Here is an 18,598-nt window from a genome sequence, read left to right as displayed (position 1 = left end):
AGTTTATGCAATATGTACCTTAAATTTTTTAAAACAGCTATTAAAATATGATCTATTGCAAAAATTTCTTGAAGTTACTGTAGAAGAAAGATATTTTATGGAACATAAATTATATGAATTTAGAGATTTTTATAACAGCCAAGATAGTGAAAATCAATCATTTTTAAAAAATCAATCCCAGCTAAAAATTATAACTTATGCAGAAAATTCTAATAATATAATTCGTCAACAAGATGATTTTTGTATTATTGAATGCGATAATATGCCAAACCTTGTAGCTTATAGTTTCACAGATGACCAAAATGATGAAAATATTGGCTGGATAAGTTCGCGGGAGGTGGATTTTAAATTTTATCATGAGTTATTTCATGCACAAAAAACTGCTTCATCTGGCAGAACCAAAAATGTAGAAAATTATTTAAATCAATAAAGGTATTTATTGACAAACTAAGCACTCCTTGTTTTATTGGTGATTTTCCTAGTCCCACACCCTGCGGCCTGTGTAATTACCGTACCAACATCTCCATTGAAGTAACAATCATGCTACTATACGGTGTAGACTGCAAATTGTTGTTCAGAATATGCAATTAATGACAATTATGAACATTACAAGCAAACATTCAAGAATAATGTTACTCTCTGTCATCTGTATATTAGCTCCAATTCTTACTTCATGCGGAAAAGAAAGTGCTGATTTTTTGAAATTTATGGGAGAAGTAGCTGGTACTTGGGCTGTTAATGAAACTTTAAATTGTGCAGCAAACAAAAAAGACTGTATTACAAATGCTGATGTCAAACCCACCATTGCTCCAGACAAAGCCATTGAAAACTACTACAAACTTATTAATCAGCGACAGTACACTTCAGCTTGGACTGTTTTAAGTCCTGAATTTCATATGCGAAGACCCGAACTTAATTATAATATCTATACACAATGGTGGGATAAAGTCAATTTTGTAGAAATTGATTCCATAGACATAATTGAACAGAGCAAAAACAAAGCTATTGTAAATGCTAAATTGAAGTATTTAATGAAAGATGGTACACAGGATGATGATAAATCTGGACGATTTACACTTGTACTTAATTCAGATGGTAAATGGTTAATTGATGACAAGAATTGAGTATTGATAATACCATCACTGTGCCAATTCGGGAAATTTGTATGCTAAGAAAATTTCAAAATGACTGATTTACCATTAAGTAGGCGTGTGTAATTAAATGTAACATAGGCAAAGCATCTACAACTTTTATCAATCAAGAGCTTGGAAAATATTGAATCTGCGAGATCATTTTATAAATAATTCTGCCTTCCCTACTTACTGTGTTCAGAGCTAACGCTCATGTACGACAATACAATTGCCGTACTACCATGCCAATATACTTATACTTTGGTGAAAACGAATTCTTTCTAACTCGCGCCATCAAACAACTAAAAACCCACACTCTAGATCAACAATGGTCAAACTTCAACTATACAGAATACCCCCCAGAATCTCAAGAAACCATTCCTCAAGCATTATCCGATATCATGACACCACCAGTTGGGAGTGGAGGAAGATTAGTACATTTGCCCAACAGCACATTACTGGGAGTTTGTTCAAAAGAAATATTGTTGCAGTTGGAGTCCATTCTCCCCAAAATTTCCTCCACAAATACCCTCCTTATCACCAACACTCACAAACCTGACGGAAGAAATAAATCAGTCAAACTCCTACTGGAGTATGCACAGGTACAAGAATTTCCTCTCATTCCCCAATGGCAAACCCAAGCATTAATACAGCAAGCTCACACTTTAGCTGACGAAGTAGGTGTAACACTCACCACCGATGCTTATAAAGTATTGATTGATTACACAGGCAATAATACACGACTCATATTCACTGAACTAGAAAAACTCAAAACTTATGCTTTGGGTAAAACAGTCAATGTAAATATGGTGAAGGAATTAGTATCAGAAAGTGCTGCTAATACTTTAAAACTAGCCAACGCCATTCGCTTGGGTAACATAGCTCAAGCATTAGAATTTGTTGAACGCTTAATTAACTGTAACGAACCAGCCTTAAAAATTACCGCTACCCTGACTACTACCTTTCGCACTTGGCTAACAGTCAAACAGATGATCATCACCGGGTGTCAAGACGACAATAAAATAGCCCAACTTGCAGACATGAAAAATCCCAACCGCTTGTATTACATACGCCAAGAGGTTGCTAATTGTTGTGTAAACAAGCTGAAAAATAGTTTGAAAATGCTGAAAATATGGCGATCGCCTGGAATCCCAGTTTAACTGGCGCGAAAGTAGAAGATACTTTTGTCATTCTCAAAGATGGAAACCTAGAAAACCTCACTTTTGACCCAAACTTCCCTAGTGTAGAGGTAGAAGGAAGATTACGCCCTGTACCTTTAGAGAAATGACTGAGAAATTTACTAGCAATTATGACTTTTCCACAAATATTTCATCAACTACCTGAAACTCAAGCGAGTGCATCAGGACGAGTAAATTTACTAGGCGAACATACCGACTATAACGATGGTTTTGTCTTACCAACGGCGATTCCCCAAAAAACAACAGTACAACTAGGTTTTAGTGATGATGGACAACACCAGTTTTATTCAGAAAATCTGCAAGAGCGTGTCAGTATTCTAGAAATCCATCATACGCCTTCTGGATTTGCCAGTTATATTTTTGGTTGTATTGAAGTTTTGAAACAAGCAGGATATACCATTCCTTCACTGAATGTGTACGTCCAATCATCAGTGCCTATAGGTGCTGGTTTATCTAGTAGTGCAGCCTTAGAAGTAGCAACACTTAGAGCAATTCGTGAACTTTTAGATTTACCAATTGATGATGTAGAAATTGCCCAATTGGCACAGCAAGCGGAAATTCACTATGCGGGTGTACAATGCAGCATCATGGATCAAATGGCTTCTAGTCTTGCTGATACTCAACATATTTTATTTTTAGACACTCGCACTCTAGAAAGGCGTGTACTACCTTTTCCCAAGGACACAGCTATTTTAGTTATAGATAGTGGTGTACCGCTTACCCTCGCAACTAGCGGGTATAACCAACGTCGTGCTGAGTGTCAGGAAGCAGCGCAATTATTGGCAGTCAAGGCATTAAGAGATATCACTGATGCTAATTTGACAGAAACATTGCCAGAACCATTAAACCGTCGCGTTCGTCATCTGGTGACAGAAAATAACCGTGTTTTGGAAGTTTTGCAGGGAGTAACACCTGAGCGTTTTGGCGAGTTGATGAACGCATCCCATGCGAGTTTGCGGGATGATTATGAAGTTTCTGTACCAGCATTGAATACATTGGTAGAAATTTTACAGAAAACTCTGGGGGTTTTTGGTGCGAGATTGACAGGTGCAGGTTTTGGGGGTGCTTGTGTAGCGTTGGTAGCTTTAGGTGAAGAAAAAAACATTGCTTCTCAAGTCCTCAAGCAATACAACAATGCAGGTTATGCTGGGCAAATTTTAGTTCCTAACTTCGAGGTGAGTGATGCAGTCTAAGGTTACTTTTGGCAATGCTGTCAGCTAAGGTGGAACATGAGTTCTTGTTAAACTCAGTATTATCAGAAAAAAGGCTGAAAACCCTTGAGGTGAAGTTTTTACGCCACGTTCCAACGTCCCATCTAATCATATTTTCTGTGACTAAAGAGGCTATTTTGCCAGCTTCACCGTGAGCCTTATGGTTTAAGTACAACTTTGATACAGTTATCTTGCTTGTGCTTGAAAATCTTATAACCGTGGGGTGCTTGCTCTAGCGGTAAACGATGGGTGACGACGAAAGAAGGGTCAATATCACCATTTTGAATATGTTCCAATAGCGATCGCAGATATCTATGAACATGAGTTTGTCCCATTTTGAATGTCAGTCCCTTGTTCATAGCAGCACCCATCGGCATCTTGTCTACAAAGCCGCCATAACGGTATTTCATCAATTACCAGCAGGTGAAGCAGCATGAATGAGTTCTGGTTTCTCTTCAGTCGCAGGATGCTGAATCGTTTGATCCAATGTTGGGTGTTGATCACGCTCAAAAGTTTTTACTGGCACAGGCTGACCTGTTCCAATTGATTGGTACAGCGCCTCAATAATATGAACATCGTTCAATCCTTCTATTCCCGATGGTTCTGGATCTCGATTTTGGAGAATGCAATCTGAGAAATATGTGAATTCAGCGGCTAACTGATCATGGCTTTCAAAGGTGCGTTCTTGGGTTTCACCATTAATAGTTAGGTAGTGCTTAATTTTTCCCTGCCAAGTGTAAGCAGATTCTACTCGGATATCACCTTTAGTGCCTACAACCTGGTAATTAGAAACTTTTGCTGCGCCAAAACTACAGGTAAATGTTGCTAGTCTCTCATTAGGAAAACGCAGGATAACGCTAGTCATTTCTTCGACTTCGCTGAAGCGTTGTTCTCCTTTGGTAGCAGCTACAGCAAACACTTCTGTTGGTTCATCTTGAAATAGATAGCGTGCGGCATTAATGCAGTAAATACCAATATCGTAAAGTGTTCCACCGCCTGTAATTTCTCGTAAACGAATGTTGCCTTGTTCTACTTGTTGAGAGAAAACAGAGTTGAAAAGTCGTGGTTCACCAATTTGCTGCGATTGTACTATTTCTATAGCTTGCAAATTTGCGGGTTCTAGATGTAGTCTATAAGCAATCATCAGCTTTATACCATTGTCGTTAGCAGCCCTATTCATGGCATCACACTCTTTTTCTGTTACAGCCATTGGCTTTTCACAGAGTACATGAATGGCTTGATTAGCTGCCCGCACAGTAAAATCACAATGTAGATGATTGGGTAATGCAATATAAACAGCATCAATATCACCGCTTGTTAAACAATCTTCATACTCGTCATAAGAATAAGTATGCTGAATGCCATACTTTTTACTGAGTTCTTCACGTTTTGTCGGGTCATCGGAAACTAGAGCAACTAATTCAGAGTTATCGGCAGAAGTAAATGCAGGTAAAGCTGCTTCTTGAGCAAACCAACCTAAACCCACAACGGCGTAACGAATTTTGTTTTTTCCGTTTGTAGTTGTCATTGTAGACCTCTTGATGAAGAACTTGGTTCAAAAAATCATTCTTTTAGGGTGATGAAGTTTTTCAAGTATTCCCTCATACTGATGATATAACTTTAATCATACTTAGGAAATGCTTTATTTCTGGTAGATGGAGTTTGTGACTAGATAGAATGCTGCTTAGAAAATTAAGCTTTGGTGAGAAAATCAAATTCTTATACAATTTAAAAATATCGTTCATAAAGCAGAAGCAACAAATACCAATCAGGATGTAGTTTTATGTACTAATGACTCGGCTTTTTGTTGATGTGTGACACCTGGGGTACAGAAGGTGGGTGACAATCAACCTTCGTTTAAATATGTAAATATGGGAAATGGGAAATTAGAGATTGAGAATTAGGTTTATAGTAAAAGTTTTTTCCCAATCCCCAGTACCTACGACCTCTTCTCCTCATCACCCAACATTTTTAATAGTTTTCTCGCTACTAAAATACCAACAACTCCAGCACCAACCAATTCAACCGCCTGCACAACTTTTTTGCCTACATCATCAGAGTCGAGATGGTGATGAAATACCTCTTCATCGAGCCATTCTGTAGTAGCTTTAAAATCATGAATTGGTGTTGGTAATAGCGTTAGATAAGTCCCTTGACGGATTAAATGCGCGGGTTCACCTGCAACTTCAAAAATATTGAATAAGTTAGCAGCAGCATTATTTACCCCCAACTTCAACAAAGTTCCCCGGATGTCAACCTGAGATGGTTTGAGGTCTTCTCCAAGAGCGATCGCTTTCAAATTCCGAGCAATATTTGCTCCCTCTTGATAAGCAACTTGGGCTGTAGGTGGTAGCGAAGTATCCTGAACTACTGCACAATCACCACCTGCAAACACATCTGGAAATTCGAGCAATTGCATCGTGGGAGTGACTAGAGGACGACCGTGATCATCCCGATGTTCTGCTGGAATTGGTAAGTCTTGAATTAGGGGATGGCTAGAAGTCCCAGCCGTCCAAATTGTGGTATATGCAGGCAATGTTGTAACTTCATTATTGCACTTATATTCAATGGCATTAGGGTGAACAGCAGTGGCTTCTGCTTCCTTAATAATTGTGATTTTTACAGTCCGTTTTTGCAATTCTGTCTCAGCAATTGGACGCAACGGATCGTTAATATCGCCATCGAGAATTTTGTGACCATGATTGAGAAGAATCACCCGGACTTCCGCCGAATTACCGCCTAAAGCGCCATACCAATGTGGGAGAAAATCAGCTAAAGTGGCTGCCATTTCCACACCAGAAGCACCACCACCAACTACCACTACTGTTAATAATTTGCGGCGTTGTTCTACATCTTCCGTTTGGATGGCTTTTTGTAAACAGTCACGTAAATGTCGGTCAAGAGCGATCGCATCAGCTTGTGTCCAAAAAGGAAAGGCATTAACCTTCGCACCCTCAACGTGATGATAGCCAGTAACGCTACCCAAAGCTAATACTAAGTTACTGTATTTGTAGGAATTCCCAGAAGCTAATTCGACTTGCCGTTGATGCAGGTCTATTGACTGAACTGTATCTTGAACAAAGATGACACCACTACCTTTAAGTAATTCCGAAAAGTGCGGTACTACTTGAAAGCTATCCATTTCGCCATCGAAATATTCATAAAGTAATGGCTTAAAACAAAAGCGTTCATTTTTATCAATCAAGATCACAGAGCGAGGATAGTGTTCGTGAGCTAAGTGTAAGGCTGTAAATAGACCAGTAAAACCACCGCCGACGATAACAGTTTGATAAACTGGGCTGTTCATAAAAACTCTTCAAGGATGAAATTTTTACAGATTTGGATTTATGATTTTCAAGGATGAAATTTTTACAGATTTGGATTTATGATTATTAGGTAAAAACGCAGAAGCACATAAGAATAGATGGGTCGAGAAAAATAGCACATGACTAATTTGCTATACAAATAAGAAGAAAGCACTAAGAACAAGAGCAAATAAAATAGCGTATTCAAACCTGCGGTTAAAAAATTCTACAGTTGCAACCAGAGCGTTAGCGGAGCTTACCAAAGGTAAGCTATTGTGCATTTTAAATGCACAACAGCAAGTCAAAAGTCATGCATTCAAAAGTCAAAAGTGAAGAAAGTTTCAGGGTACTTTTCCTCAATATCGCAATATACAATCTAGCTGCACAGCAGCTTATCGCTAGTCCGATCATGCCAATATACTGACCTTTTCGTAAACTGTTGGCAATGAGTTTGTCTTGATTTTCAGGGATTAGAGTTTCTTGAATTGCGCTTGTAGATGGGAACTTTTGTGCTAACGACTTCATAAAATAACTCCTAAAAATACTGCTAATTTCTGAATATTATGTCTGCCAAAAATAGAGAAGTGAGAATAATAAGACCCAAACTATATCAACAAAATGCCAAAACAAAGTGGTTGCACTTGCACCAAAATTACCTTTGTTGTAATTGCCTGGAATGAAGGAACGGACAAGCATAATAATCTGGAGAATCACACCAGCAAGAACGTGCAAACCGTGGAAACCTGTTAATACATAAAATGTAGCACCAACTAATCCTGTGCTTAACCCAAAATCAAGGTTGCTCCATTCAATTCCTTGACCGATTAAGAAATAAGTTCCCATGCAAATTGTCATCAACCAAAGCCAACGGAATTTATTTATCTGACTACGCTGGAGAGCATTTTCAGCCCGTTGAATGACAAAACTACTCGACAGTAACACCACCGTGTTAATAATCACAAAAGTAGACAATTCTGGACCCGAAACGCCAGGTGGTAGCCAATTTTGTGAATGTGTCAATCGCAGGGCAACATAAGTGAAGATAAAACTCAAAAAAACTATGCTTTCCGACAGCAGGAACACGGTAAACCCGAACAGTCCCTTTCCATGATGGTCTTCAGCACGTCCACCACGGATTGGTAGGAAACGCTTGAGCCAATTTGGTAGGTATCGCCGCCATCGTTCCAAAGGAATAGGACTTTCATCTACATGAATTACGCCACGATTCATAGGTTCTGGGGATTGGTATTAGTTTTCTGGCTGATGATAGTCAGGAGGTTCTATAACTGAGTATTTAGGATCGCCGTAGTCGTAGGGTGGCCTTTTGACAACTGGAATTTCTGCAAAGTTATCTCGTGGTGGTGGTGAGGTTGTTGTCCATTCCAGTCCTGTGGCGTGCCAAGGATTGTTAACTGCCCTTGTTCCGTATAGCAATGAACCCACTATATTGGCAATAAAGGGCAATATAGATACTCCCAGTAAGAAACCGCCTAGACTAGCAACGACATTCCAGCCCTGATAGCGTGGATCGTAGGAGGAAATTCGGCGTACCATTCCCTGTAAACCCAGTGGAAGCATGGGGAAGAACGTGAGGTTAGCACCAATAAAGGTTAACCAAAAATGCAATTTGCCCCAGCCTTCGGCATACATCCGTCCAGTAATCTTAGGAAACCAAAAGTAAATGGCGGCAAAAATTGCCATCGTGATGGTGTTAAAGACAATGTAGTGGAAGTGTCCGACTATAAAGTAAGTATTGTGGACGTGAATATCAAACGGTACTGCTGCTAACATCACGCCAGTAACACCACCAAGCAGAAACATGGCTGCACCTCCCATTGCGAACAGCATGGGTGTCTCTAAATGCAGCTTACTCTTCCAAATTGTAGCAGTCCAACCAAATGCCTTAACACCGGTAGGCACGGCCACGAGCATTGATGTCACCATAAATAACATCCGCATCCAGCTAGGGGTAGCACTAGTGAACATATGATGTACCCAAACGAAAATGCTGACTACAGCAATGCCTAAAGAAGCAACAGCTAATGACCGATAGCCAAATAGAGGGTTACGGGAAAAGGCGGGTAGAACCTCCGCAAATATACCAAAGGCTGGTAGCGCCATGATGTAAACTGCGGGGTGCGAGTAGAACCAGAATAGGTGCTGGTAAATGATCGGGTCGCCATTGTCTAAAGGTTTGAAGAATTGCGTTCCCAAACTGAGATCAAATAACAGCAGGATCAATGCACCTGTGAGCGAAGGTAAATTAACTAGCTGCAACAACTGGGCGCTGAGAACTGACCAAACAAACACAGGCATTCGGAAAAAGGTCATTCCTGGGGCGCGCATCCAAAAGATGGTAGTTACGAAGTTCACAGCCCCCATAATTGAAGAAATGCCGATGATGACTAAACTAACAATCCAAATAAATTCACCATTTATTGGCTGACCAGGAGGAATTTGCAGACTAATTGGTGGATAAGACCACCAGCCAGACTGCGCTGTACCATTGGGTAGTAAGAAGCTAGATAGTAATAAAATGCCTCCTGGTGGAATCATCCAAAAAGAGATGGCGTTGAGTAGAGGAAACGCCATATCCCGCGCTCCCAACATCAGCGGTACTAAGTAGTTAGAGATACCTGCATTGAAAGGGATAATCCATAGAAAAATCATGATTGTCCCGTGCAAGGTGAACAAGCCGTTGTAAAGGGGACGATCTACCACATTTGATGCAGGTGTAATCAGTTCGGCACGGATGAGCATCGCTAACAGTCCGCCAACCAAAAAGAAAAAGAAAGACATCACCATGTACTGAACACCGATCACTTTATGATCAGTGCTGAAGCTGAAGTATCGTCGCCATTTATTCTCAGGCTCGTTTTGAGATGTTGGGGAATCTTGATCTCTAGTGATACTTTCCATAAAATCATGTTTCATTCATTACTTTTTTTCATTGGCGATCGCTCCTTTGGAGTATTGCTTACGGTGGTGAGATCCGAGCAATCGCCGTTTGATTAGGTGCGACAGTGTACCAGCCACTCTTGAACAATGTTTTTGGCGGTTGGGTATATTCAGCTACTGCCTGATTTTTGATGGTTGTTGGTTCTTGTTCCGCTGTGGTAAGCCACTGGTTATATTGCTCAAGGGATTCAACCTGTACATTGGCATCCATCAAAGCAAAGTAAGTACCACTAAATAGAGCATCCTTCAGCTTGTATTTGCCCGTGCGAGTGGGTGTAACTACGAGGTCAATGTTGCGTCCAGGGACAATATACTGCTGTAAACGGAATTCAGGGACATAAAAACTGTGGAGTACATCCTGAGCGTGCATATTGAGGCGAGTACGAAGATTTACAGGCAGGTGTAATTCATCGCTGGTAACATTATTTGGATAACGGAAAGACCAGTCCCACTGCTTTACGAAGACCTCAATAGTCTCAACAGCTGGTTTAGGTTTCTCCGCAGTGGCTATGGCATAGGCTGGTTGTGATTCTAGGGGTGTATGCAAATGTACGATCTGCCCCAAACCTAGAACATTTAATTGCTGATAAATATTGAAGCCTTGGAATGCAATCCACAGAACTAGCAAAGTTGGAATCGCCGTCCATAAAATTTCCAGCTTTAGATCGCCTCTAGATGGGTGTCCCTCGCTGTAGTCATATTTGGGTGCGCGAAAGAAAAGTATCGAGTACACCATCATGGCTACAAGTCCAAGGATAATAAATGCTCCGATTGAAACTAAGAAGCTAAACAAATCGTCTACTTTTTGTGCTTCTGCTGTAGCTTCAAGAGGCATCCAAGCATAAGCTTGCTGCCCAATCCAATGGCTGAGAACGAGCAGCACTGCAATCAAACCAGCTATTAGTAAATATTCCCAAAATCTAACCATAAACTCAGAATGCTTCTCGTTTAATTACGTTTAATTATTTGAGCAGCAAATTTGGGTTTGTACCCTCTTGAAGTAACTTAGCCGCTGTAACGTGAATACCAAACTCCTCTCCCAATTGCGCTCCTAAAGTTCCGTGGACATACAAAATACCGAGCGTCAAAATGCCTACCAACAAATAACTCCACTGCACTTGTCTGGAAGCATCCTTGCGCCAGTGGTAGCGTTGTAAACCTCTCCAGAGAGTCATGGCAACGATGACCCCCAGCAACAAAACACCACCCAAACCATGCAAAAGCATTGTCCAAGAGGCACTCAACCCCCAATCACTCTTGTGATTAACTAGGGGGTTTGCCAGCAGTAGCTCGAAAAAACCAAATGCGACAGTGAAAAATGTCACAACAGCCGCTCCCAGAAGGTTGTACCAACCAACATCGAAGAAACCAGAACGGATGGCGGGAAGACCCAAAAATTTGAAGATTGGTTGTTCTAGGGAAAAAATAGATCCTGCTATGTCAAATAAAATACCGATAATAAACAAACCCAATGTCAAATGAACCAATTGCGGGTGTATGGGAATTTCGTAGGGTAGTGCGTTAGCACCTAACCTCAATCCTAAAGAGTCAATTAGCTGCGAGTTCATGGAGAAGCTCCCTGCTTCATCGCTTCAACGACAGGCTTGACGTGCAACCCGTATACCCAAAATAATTTGCTGCCAAGATATACTTGCAAGAACACCAGACAAATCAAAAACGTAGCAATACCAAGATATGTAGGAGGAACTTTGAGGGGGTGGCGATTGCGAATTACAAACCGCCAAGCTGTCATAGCGGCAATAATCGCCCCAAGTGACCAACCCATCACGGTGTGAAAATTCAGTGTAGTCTGGACTGCTGGATACACTTGTGCCAGCCCTGCTTCAAACTGGCCAAAGATTATGGCGACAAAAATGGCGATCGCTGCGACAAACATATTCCAGAAACCGACCTCAAACAAATGTGGATTGCGGCTGAAATAACCCACCACGTCGCAAACGAATGAGAAAAACACCATCGCAATTACAAAATGGACAACAATCGGGTGTATGGGGTCAGGGTAAGGGAGATTTTGGCTATTAAGAGGCAGAGCGAACATCGCTTTTTCCTGGCGATCGCCAGACGCTGCAATATAAGTTAATCTTGAGCAAAACAAAATTCCTGATGACGTTTAACTTTTAAAATTGCTTTCCACAAAAGTATTCTTAATTACTCTTAGCTAAAATATAAAACCAAGAATACTATCGTAGGGGTGATTTAGGACAAAAGTAATTTAAAATAATTTATTTATTTGGATTCGGTGCATTCTTTAAACCCACATTTCGTACCTCTGCCAAAATCTTAGATTTGGCGGTCTTAGATTAGAGGTGAGTTTGAATCCCCCTCTAATCGGCCTCCAGCCTTGTTATAACGACAATTTTTAACGCTGACCTACTTAGGGACTTCCAGAAATTAAATTATTCAATGAGTGAGAAGCAATATGAGTATGAGATTCTTCCTCCCCTGCGCCCCCTGCTTCCCCTGCTGACCCAAACGATGGAATATTTTTTTAGTTGGAAGTCCCTTATACTCCCACAGGAATTTTTACTCTTTCCCGTTTACCAGTTGCAACCAACCATTTACCACCAGAAGGGGCTAAAGTTATACCCCGACGTACAGGTTTGACAGGAATATTATCAACTAATTCTAAATTTAATTGTGACAATATTGTTGCTAAAACTAACTTCATTTCAAATAGTGCAAATGACATTCCTAAACAGCGACGACCACCTCCACCAAAAGGTAAATATTCATAAGGTGTAAATTGTTTTTCTAAAAAGCGTTCTGGTTTAAATTTCTCTGGTTCGGGATATAAATCTGGTCGGTGATGAGTTAAATATATGCAGCCTACTAACCATGTACCCTTGGCAAATTCATAACCCATGATTTCTATTGGCGACTGGACAATGCGTGGTAAGGTAATCATGGCGATGGGGTAAATGCGTAGGGTTTCGTTACAGACTGCTGTCAAATAAGGGAGGCGAAAAATTTCATTTTTATCTGTATTTTCATCCACTCCATCTAACTCATTTAGCAGCTTTTCTCGGACTTCTGGTAAACGATGAATCCAATATAATGCCCAGGTTAAAGCTGAAGCTGTGGTTTCATGACCAGCAACTAACAAAGTCATCAATTCATCCCGCAATTCCACATCGGTCATTGCTTCACCATTTTCATCCCGCGCTGACATCATCAGTGAAAGAATATCACTACGATCAGGGTCAGGATGATCTCTGCGTTCCTGAATTTCTGCATATAATAATTGGTCAATTTTTTCTCTTTCTCGCAAAAAATATCCCCAAGGACTCCATGCACCTAAATCTACTTGCAGTGCTGGGAAAAAGTTGACGGCTGAACGTAAGGGAGTATCAGATAAATTTAAGATTGAGCAAAGAAGAGTTTGTAATTGTGTAAACCTTTCTCCTTTATACAGCCCAAATACTGCGTGTAAAATCACTTTTAGGGAAATTTCTTGCATTGATTCCCGCACAGAAAATGGTGTGCCAACTTGCCAACTGCTGATGGCTTCTTTGGTAGCATCAGTGATAATTTGAGAGTATGCTTTCATGCGATCGCCATAAAATGGCGGTGTTAATAAGCGGCGTTGGCGTTGGTGAGTAGTCCCACTCAACAACAATAAAGAATTTTCCCCTATTAAAGGTTTTAAAAGTTGTGAACCTCTGGCATCTAATTGTGCTAGTGAAGCAGCAAAAATTTCCTGAATTGCTTGAGGGTTACTAATCAAGACAATTTGCTGATTAGCAATGATAGATAAATTGACAAAATCACCATAATTTTTGGCAGTTTCTGCCATCAATTCCAAAGGACGAAACAGCCATTGTAGTCGTTGAATCAATTTGGGAGTTGTTGAACTAGGTAGGATTGGCATAACGACAATTACTAAAATTAGTTTCCCACTAGACTAACAAATCTACCCATAAATGCCAAATATTTTCCCGAAATCTACCTTTGGGTTATTTATACGTACACCTACATTCGATTACATTTGCAAAAAAGCAATTATTTTTTATACATTTTTAATATAAATTTATATAAAAGTCTATGGTTAATATTTATATTCTTGATTTATTGGTAATTGGTCTACTCTTGCTGATTGTGACTTTAGGATCGGGTTGGATTTCCCGTCTCCCTCTATCTTTTGCGATGATCTACCTAATGGTAGGGATTTTTTTGGGACCTTATGGCTTAGGGCTGATTCAATTACGTAGTAATGAATTATTCAATGCTGAATTTCTGGAAAGATTAACTGAATTAGTCGTAATTATTTCTGTATTTAGTTGTGGCTTAAAAATAGTTACACTGCTGAAATGGAAGTTTTGGAATATTACAGCCAGACTGATTGGATTATTAATGCCAATTTCCATTTTTTCCTTGGCTGCTGTGGGGAGATTATGGTTAGGGATGAATTGGGGGGAAGCGATTTTATTAGGTGCAATTCTGGCACCAACTGACCCTGTATTAGCCTCAGAGGTACAACTGACAGATACAAATGACGAAGATGAATTACGCTTTGGGTTGACTTCTGAAGGGGGATTAAATGATGCCTTGGCTTTTCCCTTTGTTTATTTTGGTATTTATGCCCTTAAAGATAGTAATTGGCATAATTGGTTGGGAAAATGGGTTGCAGTAGATGTAATTTGGGCGATCGCAACTGGTATCGTCATGGGTTTAATTGTTCCCTTAGCCATTGTATGGATTGATAAAAAAATCCAAAAATATCGTCCTGCTGATGCTGTAATGGAAGATTTCGTTGCCATTAGCACGATTTTAATAACTTATTCTTTAACAGAAATTGTCAATGGCTATGGATTTTTAGCAGTATTTATGGCAGGTTTAGCTGTGCAAAGAAGTTACACAAATCCCCAAAAACCACTGGCACAACTAGAATTTATTGAAAGATTAGAGAAGTTGCTAGAAGTTGGTTTAATTTTACTCTTAGGAACAATATTATTATGGCAGCCAATGTTTAATTATGCTGCCCAATCTTTGTTAGTCATAAGTTTATTATTTTTAGTGATTCGACCTGTGGGAGTATGGGTTAGTACCATTGGTAAACGTCCCCTCAATTCTCACCGTCGTACTTTTAATCCAGTAACTCGCTTGCTGTTTGGTTGGTTTGGTATTCGGGGTATAGGTTCTTTATATTATCTTGCCTATAGCTTAAGCAATGGTTTAAAAGGAGAAATTGCTGAACAAATCGCCTGGATAACGTACACGACAATTGTAATTTCTGTGATTGTACATGGAATTAGCGCCACTCCGTTAATGAATTGGTATGAAATAAATATTGCCAATCGCACCAAGTCTAATATTCCAGAGACAATTGACGAATTTGAATAATTTGGATCATATTGCTGCGATTGGCTGATTACTGATAGCTGAATACCATTGACAATTAATTTGGATTTCCCTGTCTCGCATAATTTGTGTAAATACATCTGTAGATAATGCTGCTTCCACAGGATAAACTCCTGGCTTGTTTAATTTATTTTCTAGTAACAATTTACAAATACTACCTGTACCGATACCAGCAGCAACGGCAGTATTTTCATGTAGTAATGTAGCAGCATAAACTAATGTTTTACCATCTTTTTGTCCTGTCACTTCTGCCCGCACTGCCACGCCAATTCCAGTAAAGATATTTGTAAAATCGGTCATGCGATGACTAACATGAGATAAAAATTCGATTGTTTCATTTTTCTGCATTAACCATTTTGGAAAAATATGTGCAGTTATCCAAGTGAGATGGTTATACAAATCAGGAACTGAACCAAATTTAGTAATTACAGTTTTCACTGTGGGGAAAGAAGCAGGAAGTGTGATAGTTTCTGGCATATCAAACCAATAAACTCCACTACGTCTATATGGTGCTGGAAAATCAATAACTTCGCGGTCTGTATAGGGTTGAATCAAACGCCATTCGCCATTGATCCAAGCTTTAAAAGGATGCTGCAAACCTAAAAATGTAGTTCGCATCACCGTAACTCCTGCACCACCAGAACCCGATACTAAATAACTTAAATGTATTTTTTCTGGCTGTTCAAATTGTTCAATTCCTTGACGGACTAAACTGTTGGATATACCGGGAAAAATTCCACTATTAATTATGGCAGTAACTCCCGCATCAAAAGCTTTTTGATATAAATTTAACGCCTTTTGGGTATAGGAACGGTGGTCACTGACATCAACATAATTTACACCTTGATCAATGCAAATTTCTAGAACTTGTGTATCTCGATAGTGAAAAGGTCCAGCACAGTGGATAACCAAATTTGATTGAGCGATCGCAGTTCTTAATTTCTCAACTTCGGTCAAATTCAACTGTAAAAACTTTACCCTCTCACTTAGACCTAAATTAGAATCCGGGAAACGTCCAGTAATGGTAATATCTGCCTGTGTGTGGTTGAGGATATCATTAGCAACTGCGCTACCAATGCGTCCTTGTCCTCCCAGAATTAAAACATGGTTTGTCATGACTACAATTTGGACAACATCATCTTTATTTCATCAGATTGATGTCCCTTTTGTCATCGGTAACAAGTCATACAATTTGAGATTTGGGATTTTTGGAAGCATTCAGCTATCAGTAATCAGTAATCAGCTAACAACATCAAGAGCAAAGATTTATAAGCATTAATTTCAGGAAAGTTACACGCTCCTGATTTGTTCTCATTCTTTGTATTTCAGCCTTCAAAGCTGACGGCTGACGGCTGAATACTTACAATTTTTAAATCAATACTGCTGGCTTTGTGATTGTTAATTCATAATTTCCTTGAGGTCAGTGTTCAAGGTTTTACTTTCCGTTAAAAAGCAAAAACAAACACATATTTCTAAAACTTCAGCAAATTTTCATCTGAACTTAACATTATCTTGATTTTCTATGTGTTAGGCTTACCGACATTACTAAACATTCAGTACCAAAATTTTGGGAGTTAACATCTTCAGGGTGTGAAATTGCTTATTCACATCAGCAGATGGCTTTCAAAAGGAGACAATTTTATTTGTCAAATAAACATTTCCAGCAGCATCTATTCTAGTTTTTTGGTACTCAGACAGGGGAATTTTATCTATTGTATCCATTGGTAAGCAAGTATACCAAAATAGCTACTATTAATTTAGCTATAACAGATAATCAACATTTTTATCGCACTTCGTTCACTGATGTTGTAGCTGAAATATCAAAATCAAATTCATTTTTTCAAAATCATTGAGGGTTATTCACTGATGGTTCTTACTTTTAGAAAAACAATTCGTGAGCTTGTGTTCAGCAATCGCCAACTTGCAAAGTTATACTACTCAGTTAGTTTGACTCAACCTGTTCTTCCACACTGGGTTGGTGCTGATTACTATCGTTCCAAATCATCATGGGAATTACAACCTCATCTCTGTCCATGTGATATTGAATTAAATGAGTATTTACAAAAGTACAATATTCAGGATCAGAGTATCTTTCATTTTGGCACAGGCTCTCATCACATTGTGGGTTTAGAGAATCAGAAACTTGACAAACCCAATGAAATCTTGGGTATTACTGCTTCTATTCCTGAACATGAAGAATACGTTAGTCTATGTCGAACAAATCGCCAACTGGGCAAATTTTATAAGGTGATTTGGAGTGATATATATACCCTAACTCCTCGTTCTTTACCGATGTTAGATGTGGTTTCACTTTTTCATTTAGGTGAATTTTATATGCCAGAAGAAGCTCCTTTTGTACATCATAATGATGAATCTCTTGTTGAGCTATTTCTGAGTAAGTTGAACCCTGGCGGCAAAATTTTGTTTTACACCAAGTCAGTTGGTTGGGGTAAAGCTGAAGAAGTGATCGAATTATTGACATCCCAAGGAAAAATCAAAAAAATCGAGGAATATAAACATCTGTTGGTTTATGCCAAGGGTTACTAACAACGGTTAGAGGCTTACAAAATTCCCCTTCTCTAATCAGGGAAGGGGCTAATATTTCCAGTTTTATATATTGACTAAATGAGCATATTTTCGATTGATAAAAGCTTAAAAATGATATTGCTTACTGTCCTAATTAGTAGTTAGTAAACTATTAATTTTTTCGGTGCATCCTGTCTTGATAATTTTTAAAACTGCATTATATTTGCTTTTAAATGACTTTGCCTTTACCTGAATTTGTGCAGAGTTTAAAGGGCATCTAGTGGTGACTATATAACAATATTTAGTAACTTTTTTATAATTTTTAGAGATAATTTTAATAGTATTTTCAACTTGTTCAAAGGCGTGTTCTACGTCAGAACCTTTCAATTCTATATAAATTTCAACATAAGGTTCATTGATAATTAATAACCAATCACACTTAACTCCTTGAATATCTAAACAGCCATCTACTTGAATTTTAGTTATTTCTATTAAATTTTCATTAGAGAAATTTATTTTACTACTTTTCTTTTCTTCTATTAAGATATTTTTATGACAGATTTTTTCTGAACATTGCTCTAAATCCACTGATGTTATTCTCCAAATTCCAGGTCTAGTAATTTTTCAAAAACTCTACTAAATTCATTAGACACATCATCAATGATATTTGTATCAATTAAATTATTTTCTTCATTGATGATACTTTCAATCATGCCATCTTTAATGGTGTAAGCACCAATATCATTAATATCTAAGATTTGACTCTCTGGAACAATTTTAAATAAATCATCTAATAAATGAGATTGTTCAGGCTTTTCTTTTATTGCTTTTAAGGTATTTCCTGCTTGAATTAAATTATTAAAAGCTGTTAATATATAGGGACTGTGAGT

At 38.8% G+C, this 18,598-nt stretch carries 17 protein-coding genes and 2 pseudogenes; 7 read left to right on the top strand and 12 right to left on the bottom strand.

Annotation, left to right across the window (positions count from 1 at the left end; genetic code table 11):
* The 5 genes from A0J48_RS22315 to galK all read left to right on the top strand — a co-directional run.
* Positions 1 to 430: hypothetical protein (locus A0J48_RS22315; RefSeq protein WP_200326782.1), on the top strand; the 430-nt coding region annotated here is incomplete at its 5' end.
* Positions 431 to 599: 169 nt separating this feature from the next.
* Positions 600 to 1,124, top strand: coding sequence for a DUF3887 domain-containing protein (locus A0J48_RS22310; protein WP_234301099.1), 525 nt, complete (start codon positions 600 to 602; stop codon positions 1,122 to 1,124).
* A 248-nt stretch (positions 1,125 to 1,372) separates the two neighbouring features.
* Positions 1,373 to 2,290: a DNA polymerase III subunit delta gene (holA, locus tag A0J48_RS22305; protein WP_200326780.1), complete on the top strand. Its 918-nt coding sequence runs from the start codon at positions 1,373 to 1,375 to the stop codon at positions 2,288 to 2,290.
* Positions 2,263 to 2,418, top strand: coding sequence for a hypothetical protein (locus A0J48_RS22300; protein WP_234301098.1), 156 nt, complete (start codon positions 2,263 to 2,265; stop codon positions 2,416 to 2,418). Before holA ends, A0J48_RS22300 begins: the two co-directional genes overlap by 28 nt.
* Before the next feature lie 21 nt (positions 2,419 to 2,439).
* Complete coding sequence (gene galK / locus A0J48_RS22295; RefSeq protein ID WP_200326779.1) at positions 2,440 to 3,522, top strand: galactokinase; 1,083 nt, start codon at positions 2,440 to 2,442, stop codon at positions 3,520 to 3,522.
* A gap of 176 nt (positions 3,523 to 3,698) precedes the next feature.
* On the opposite strand, the pseudogene A0J48_RS27795 reads toward galK, so the two are convergent.
* The 9 genes and pseudogenes from A0J48_RS27795 to A0J48_RS22250 all read right to left on the bottom strand — a co-directional run.
* A pseudogene (locus A0J48_RS27795) lies at positions 3,699 to 3,938 on the bottom strand (glutathione-dependent formaldehyde dehydrogenase); the annotation flags it as partial.
* A gap of 11 nt (positions 3,939 to 3,949) precedes the next feature.
* The gene (locus tag A0J48_RS22285; RefSeq protein WP_200326778.1) at positions 3,950 to 5,068 is read right to left on the bottom strand and encodes a Gfo/Idh/MocA family protein; all 1,119 of its coding nucleotides are present in this window, start codon (positions 5,066 to 5,068) and stop codon (positions 3,950 to 3,952) included.
* Positions 5,069 to 5,479: 411 nt separating this feature from the next.
* Positions 5,480 to 6,847 (bottom strand): NAD(P)/FAD-dependent oxidoreductase, encoded by a 1,368-nt coding sequence (locus tag A0J48_RS22280; RefSeq protein ID WP_200326777.1) that lies wholly within the window; start codon positions 6,845 to 6,847, stop codon positions 5,480 to 5,482.
* A gap of 559 nt (positions 6,848 to 7,406) precedes the next feature.
* Positions 7,407 to 8,075 (bottom strand): cytochrome c oxidase subunit 3, encoded by a 669-nt coding sequence (locus tag A0J48_RS22275; protein ID WP_200326776.1) that lies wholly within the window; start codon positions 8,073 to 8,075, stop codon positions 7,407 to 7,409.
* Positions 8,076 to 8,093: 18 nt separating this feature from the next.
* Positions 8,094 to 9,764 (bottom strand): cytochrome c oxidase subunit I, encoded by a 1,671-nt coding sequence (locus A0J48_RS22270; RefSeq protein WP_234301097.1) that lies wholly within the window; start codon positions 9,762 to 9,764, stop codon positions 8,094 to 8,096.
* Between the two features lie 58 nt (positions 9,765 to 9,822).
* Entirely contained in the window at positions 9,823 to 10,731 is a 909-nt protein-coding gene (locus A0J48_RS22265; protein WP_200326774.1) for a cytochrome c oxidase subunit II, read from the bottom strand.
* Positions 10,732 to 10,765: 34 nt separating this feature from the next.
* On the bottom strand, positions 10,766 to 11,371 hold the full coding sequence (locus A0J48_RS22260) for a DUF2231 domain-containing protein (protein ID WP_200326773.1): 606 nt from the start codon (positions 11,369 to 11,371) through the stop codon (positions 10,766 to 10,768).
* A complete protein-coding gene (locus A0J48_RS22255) occupies positions 11,368 to 11,862 on the bottom strand; it encodes a DUF2231 domain-containing protein (protein ID WP_200326772.1) in 495 nt (164 codons plus the stop codon). The genes A0J48_RS22260 and A0J48_RS22255 overlap by 4 nt, the downstream gene beginning before the upstream one ends.
* A 465-nt stretch (positions 11,863 to 12,327) precedes the next feature.
* The gene (locus A0J48_RS22250; protein WP_200326771.1) at positions 12,328 to 13,692 is read right to left on the bottom strand and encodes a cytochrome P450; all 1,365 of its coding nucleotides are present in this window, start codon (positions 13,690 to 13,692) and stop codon (positions 12,328 to 12,330) included.
* Between the two features lie 173 nt (positions 13,693 to 13,865).
* Here A0J48_RS22250 and A0J48_RS22245 point away from each other — a divergent pair, with 173 nt between their 5' ends.
* Positions 13,866 to 15,164 carry a cation:proton antiporter gene (locus A0J48_RS22245; protein WP_200326770.1) on the top strand — a complete coding sequence of 433 codons (1,299 nt, stop codon included), beginning with the start codon at positions 13,866 to 13,868 and terminating at the stop codon, positions 15,162 to 15,164.
* Positions 15,165 to 15,170: 6 nt separating this feature from the next.
* Here A0J48_RS22245 and A0J48_RS22240 read toward each other — a convergent pair whose 3' ends face one another.
* Positions 15,171 to 16,298 carry a saccharopine dehydrogenase family protein gene (locus A0J48_RS22240; protein ID WP_200326769.1) on the bottom strand — a complete coding sequence of 376 codons (1,128 nt, stop codon included), beginning with the start codon at positions 16,296 to 16,298 and terminating at the stop codon, positions 15,171 to 15,173.
* A gap of 750 nt (positions 16,299 to 17,048) precedes the next feature.
* On the opposite strand from A0J48_RS22240, the gene A0J48_RS22235 reads away from it, so the two are divergent.
* Complete coding sequence (locus A0J48_RS22235; protein ID WP_200326768.1) at positions 17,049 to 17,729, top strand: hypothetical protein; 681 nt, start codon at positions 17,049 to 17,051, stop codon at positions 17,727 to 17,729.
* 129 nt (positions 17,730 to 17,858) lie between these two features.
* On the opposite strand, the gene A0J48_RS22230 is transcribed toward A0J48_RS22235, so the two are convergent.
* The gene (locus A0J48_RS22230; protein ID WP_200326767.1) at positions 17,859 to 18,296 is read right to left on the bottom strand and encodes a hypothetical protein; all 438 of its coding nucleotides are present in this window, start codon (positions 18,294 to 18,296) and stop codon (positions 17,859 to 17,861) included.
* A 5-nt stretch (positions 18,297 to 18,301) separates the two neighbouring features.
* Positions 18,302 to 18,598, bottom strand: a pseudogene (locus A0J48_RS22225) (hypothetical protein); the annotation flags it as partial.

Source organism: Sphaerospermopsis aphanizomenoides BCCUSP55 (assembly GCF_001586785.1).
In the GTDB taxonomy this organism is placed as follows: domain Bacteria; phylum Cyanobacteriota; class Cyanobacteriia; order Cyanobacteriales; family Nostocaceae; genus Sphaerospermopsis_A; species Sphaerospermopsis_A aphanizomenoides_A.
Note: the sequence above shows the minus strand (reverse complement) of the source record. Positions and strands in the feature narration are given on the sequence as shown.

Coding starts and splice junctions, on each gene's coding strand:
- A0J48_RS22310 (WP_234301099.1), top strand. CDS start 600: ATGAACATTACAAGCAAACATTCAAGAATAATGTTACTCTCTGTCATC.
- holA (WP_200326780.1), top strand. CDS start 1,373: ATGCCAATATACTTATACTTTGGTGAAAACGAATTCTTTCTAACTCGC.
- A0J48_RS22300 (WP_234301098.1), top strand. CDS start 2,263: ATGGCGATCGCCTGGAATCCCAGTTTAACTGGCGCGAAAGTAGAAGAT.
- galK (WP_200326779.1), top strand. CDS start 2,440: ATGACTTTTCCACAAATATTTCATCAACTACCTGAAACTCAAGCGAGT.
- A0J48_RS22285 (WP_200326778.1), bottom strand. CDS start 5,068: ATGACAACTACAAACGGAAAAAACAAAATTCGTTACGCCGTTGTGGGT.
- A0J48_RS22280 (WP_200326777.1), bottom strand. CDS start 6,847: ATGAACAGCCCAGTTTATCAAACTGTTATCGTCGGCGGTGGTTTTACT.
- A0J48_RS22275 (WP_200326776.1), bottom strand. CDS start 8,075: ATGAATCGTGGCGTAATTCATGTAGATGAAAGTCCTATTCCTTTGGAA.
- A0J48_RS22270 (WP_234301097.1), bottom strand. CDS start 9,764: ATGGAAAGTATCACTAGAGATCAAGATTCCCCAACATCTCAAAACGAG.
- A0J48_RS22265 (WP_200326774.1), bottom strand. CDS start 10,731: ATGGTTAGATTTTGGGAATATTTACTAATAGCTGGTTTGATTGCAGTG.
- A0J48_RS22260 (WP_200326773.1), bottom strand. CDS start 11,371: ATGAACTCGCAGCTAATTGACTCTTTAGGATTGAGGTTAGGTGCTAAC.
- A0J48_RS22255 (WP_200326772.1), bottom strand. CDS start 11,862: ATGTTCGCTCTGCCTCTTAATAGCCAAAATCTCCCTTACCCTGACCCC.
- A0J48_RS22250 (WP_200326771.1), bottom strand. CDS start 13,692: ATGCCAATCCTACCTAGTTCAACAACTCCCAAATTGATTCAACGACTA.
- A0J48_RS22245 (WP_200326770.1), top strand. CDS start 13,866: ATGGTTAATATTTATATTCTTGATTTATTGGTAATTGGTCTACTCTTG.
- A0J48_RS22240 (WP_200326769.1), bottom strand. CDS start 16,298: ATGACAAACCATGTTTTAATTCTGGGAGGACAAGGACGCATTGGTAGC.
- A0J48_RS22235 (WP_200326768.1), top strand. CDS start 17,049: ATGGTTCTTACTTTTAGAAAAACAATTCGTGAGCTTGTGTTCAGCAAT.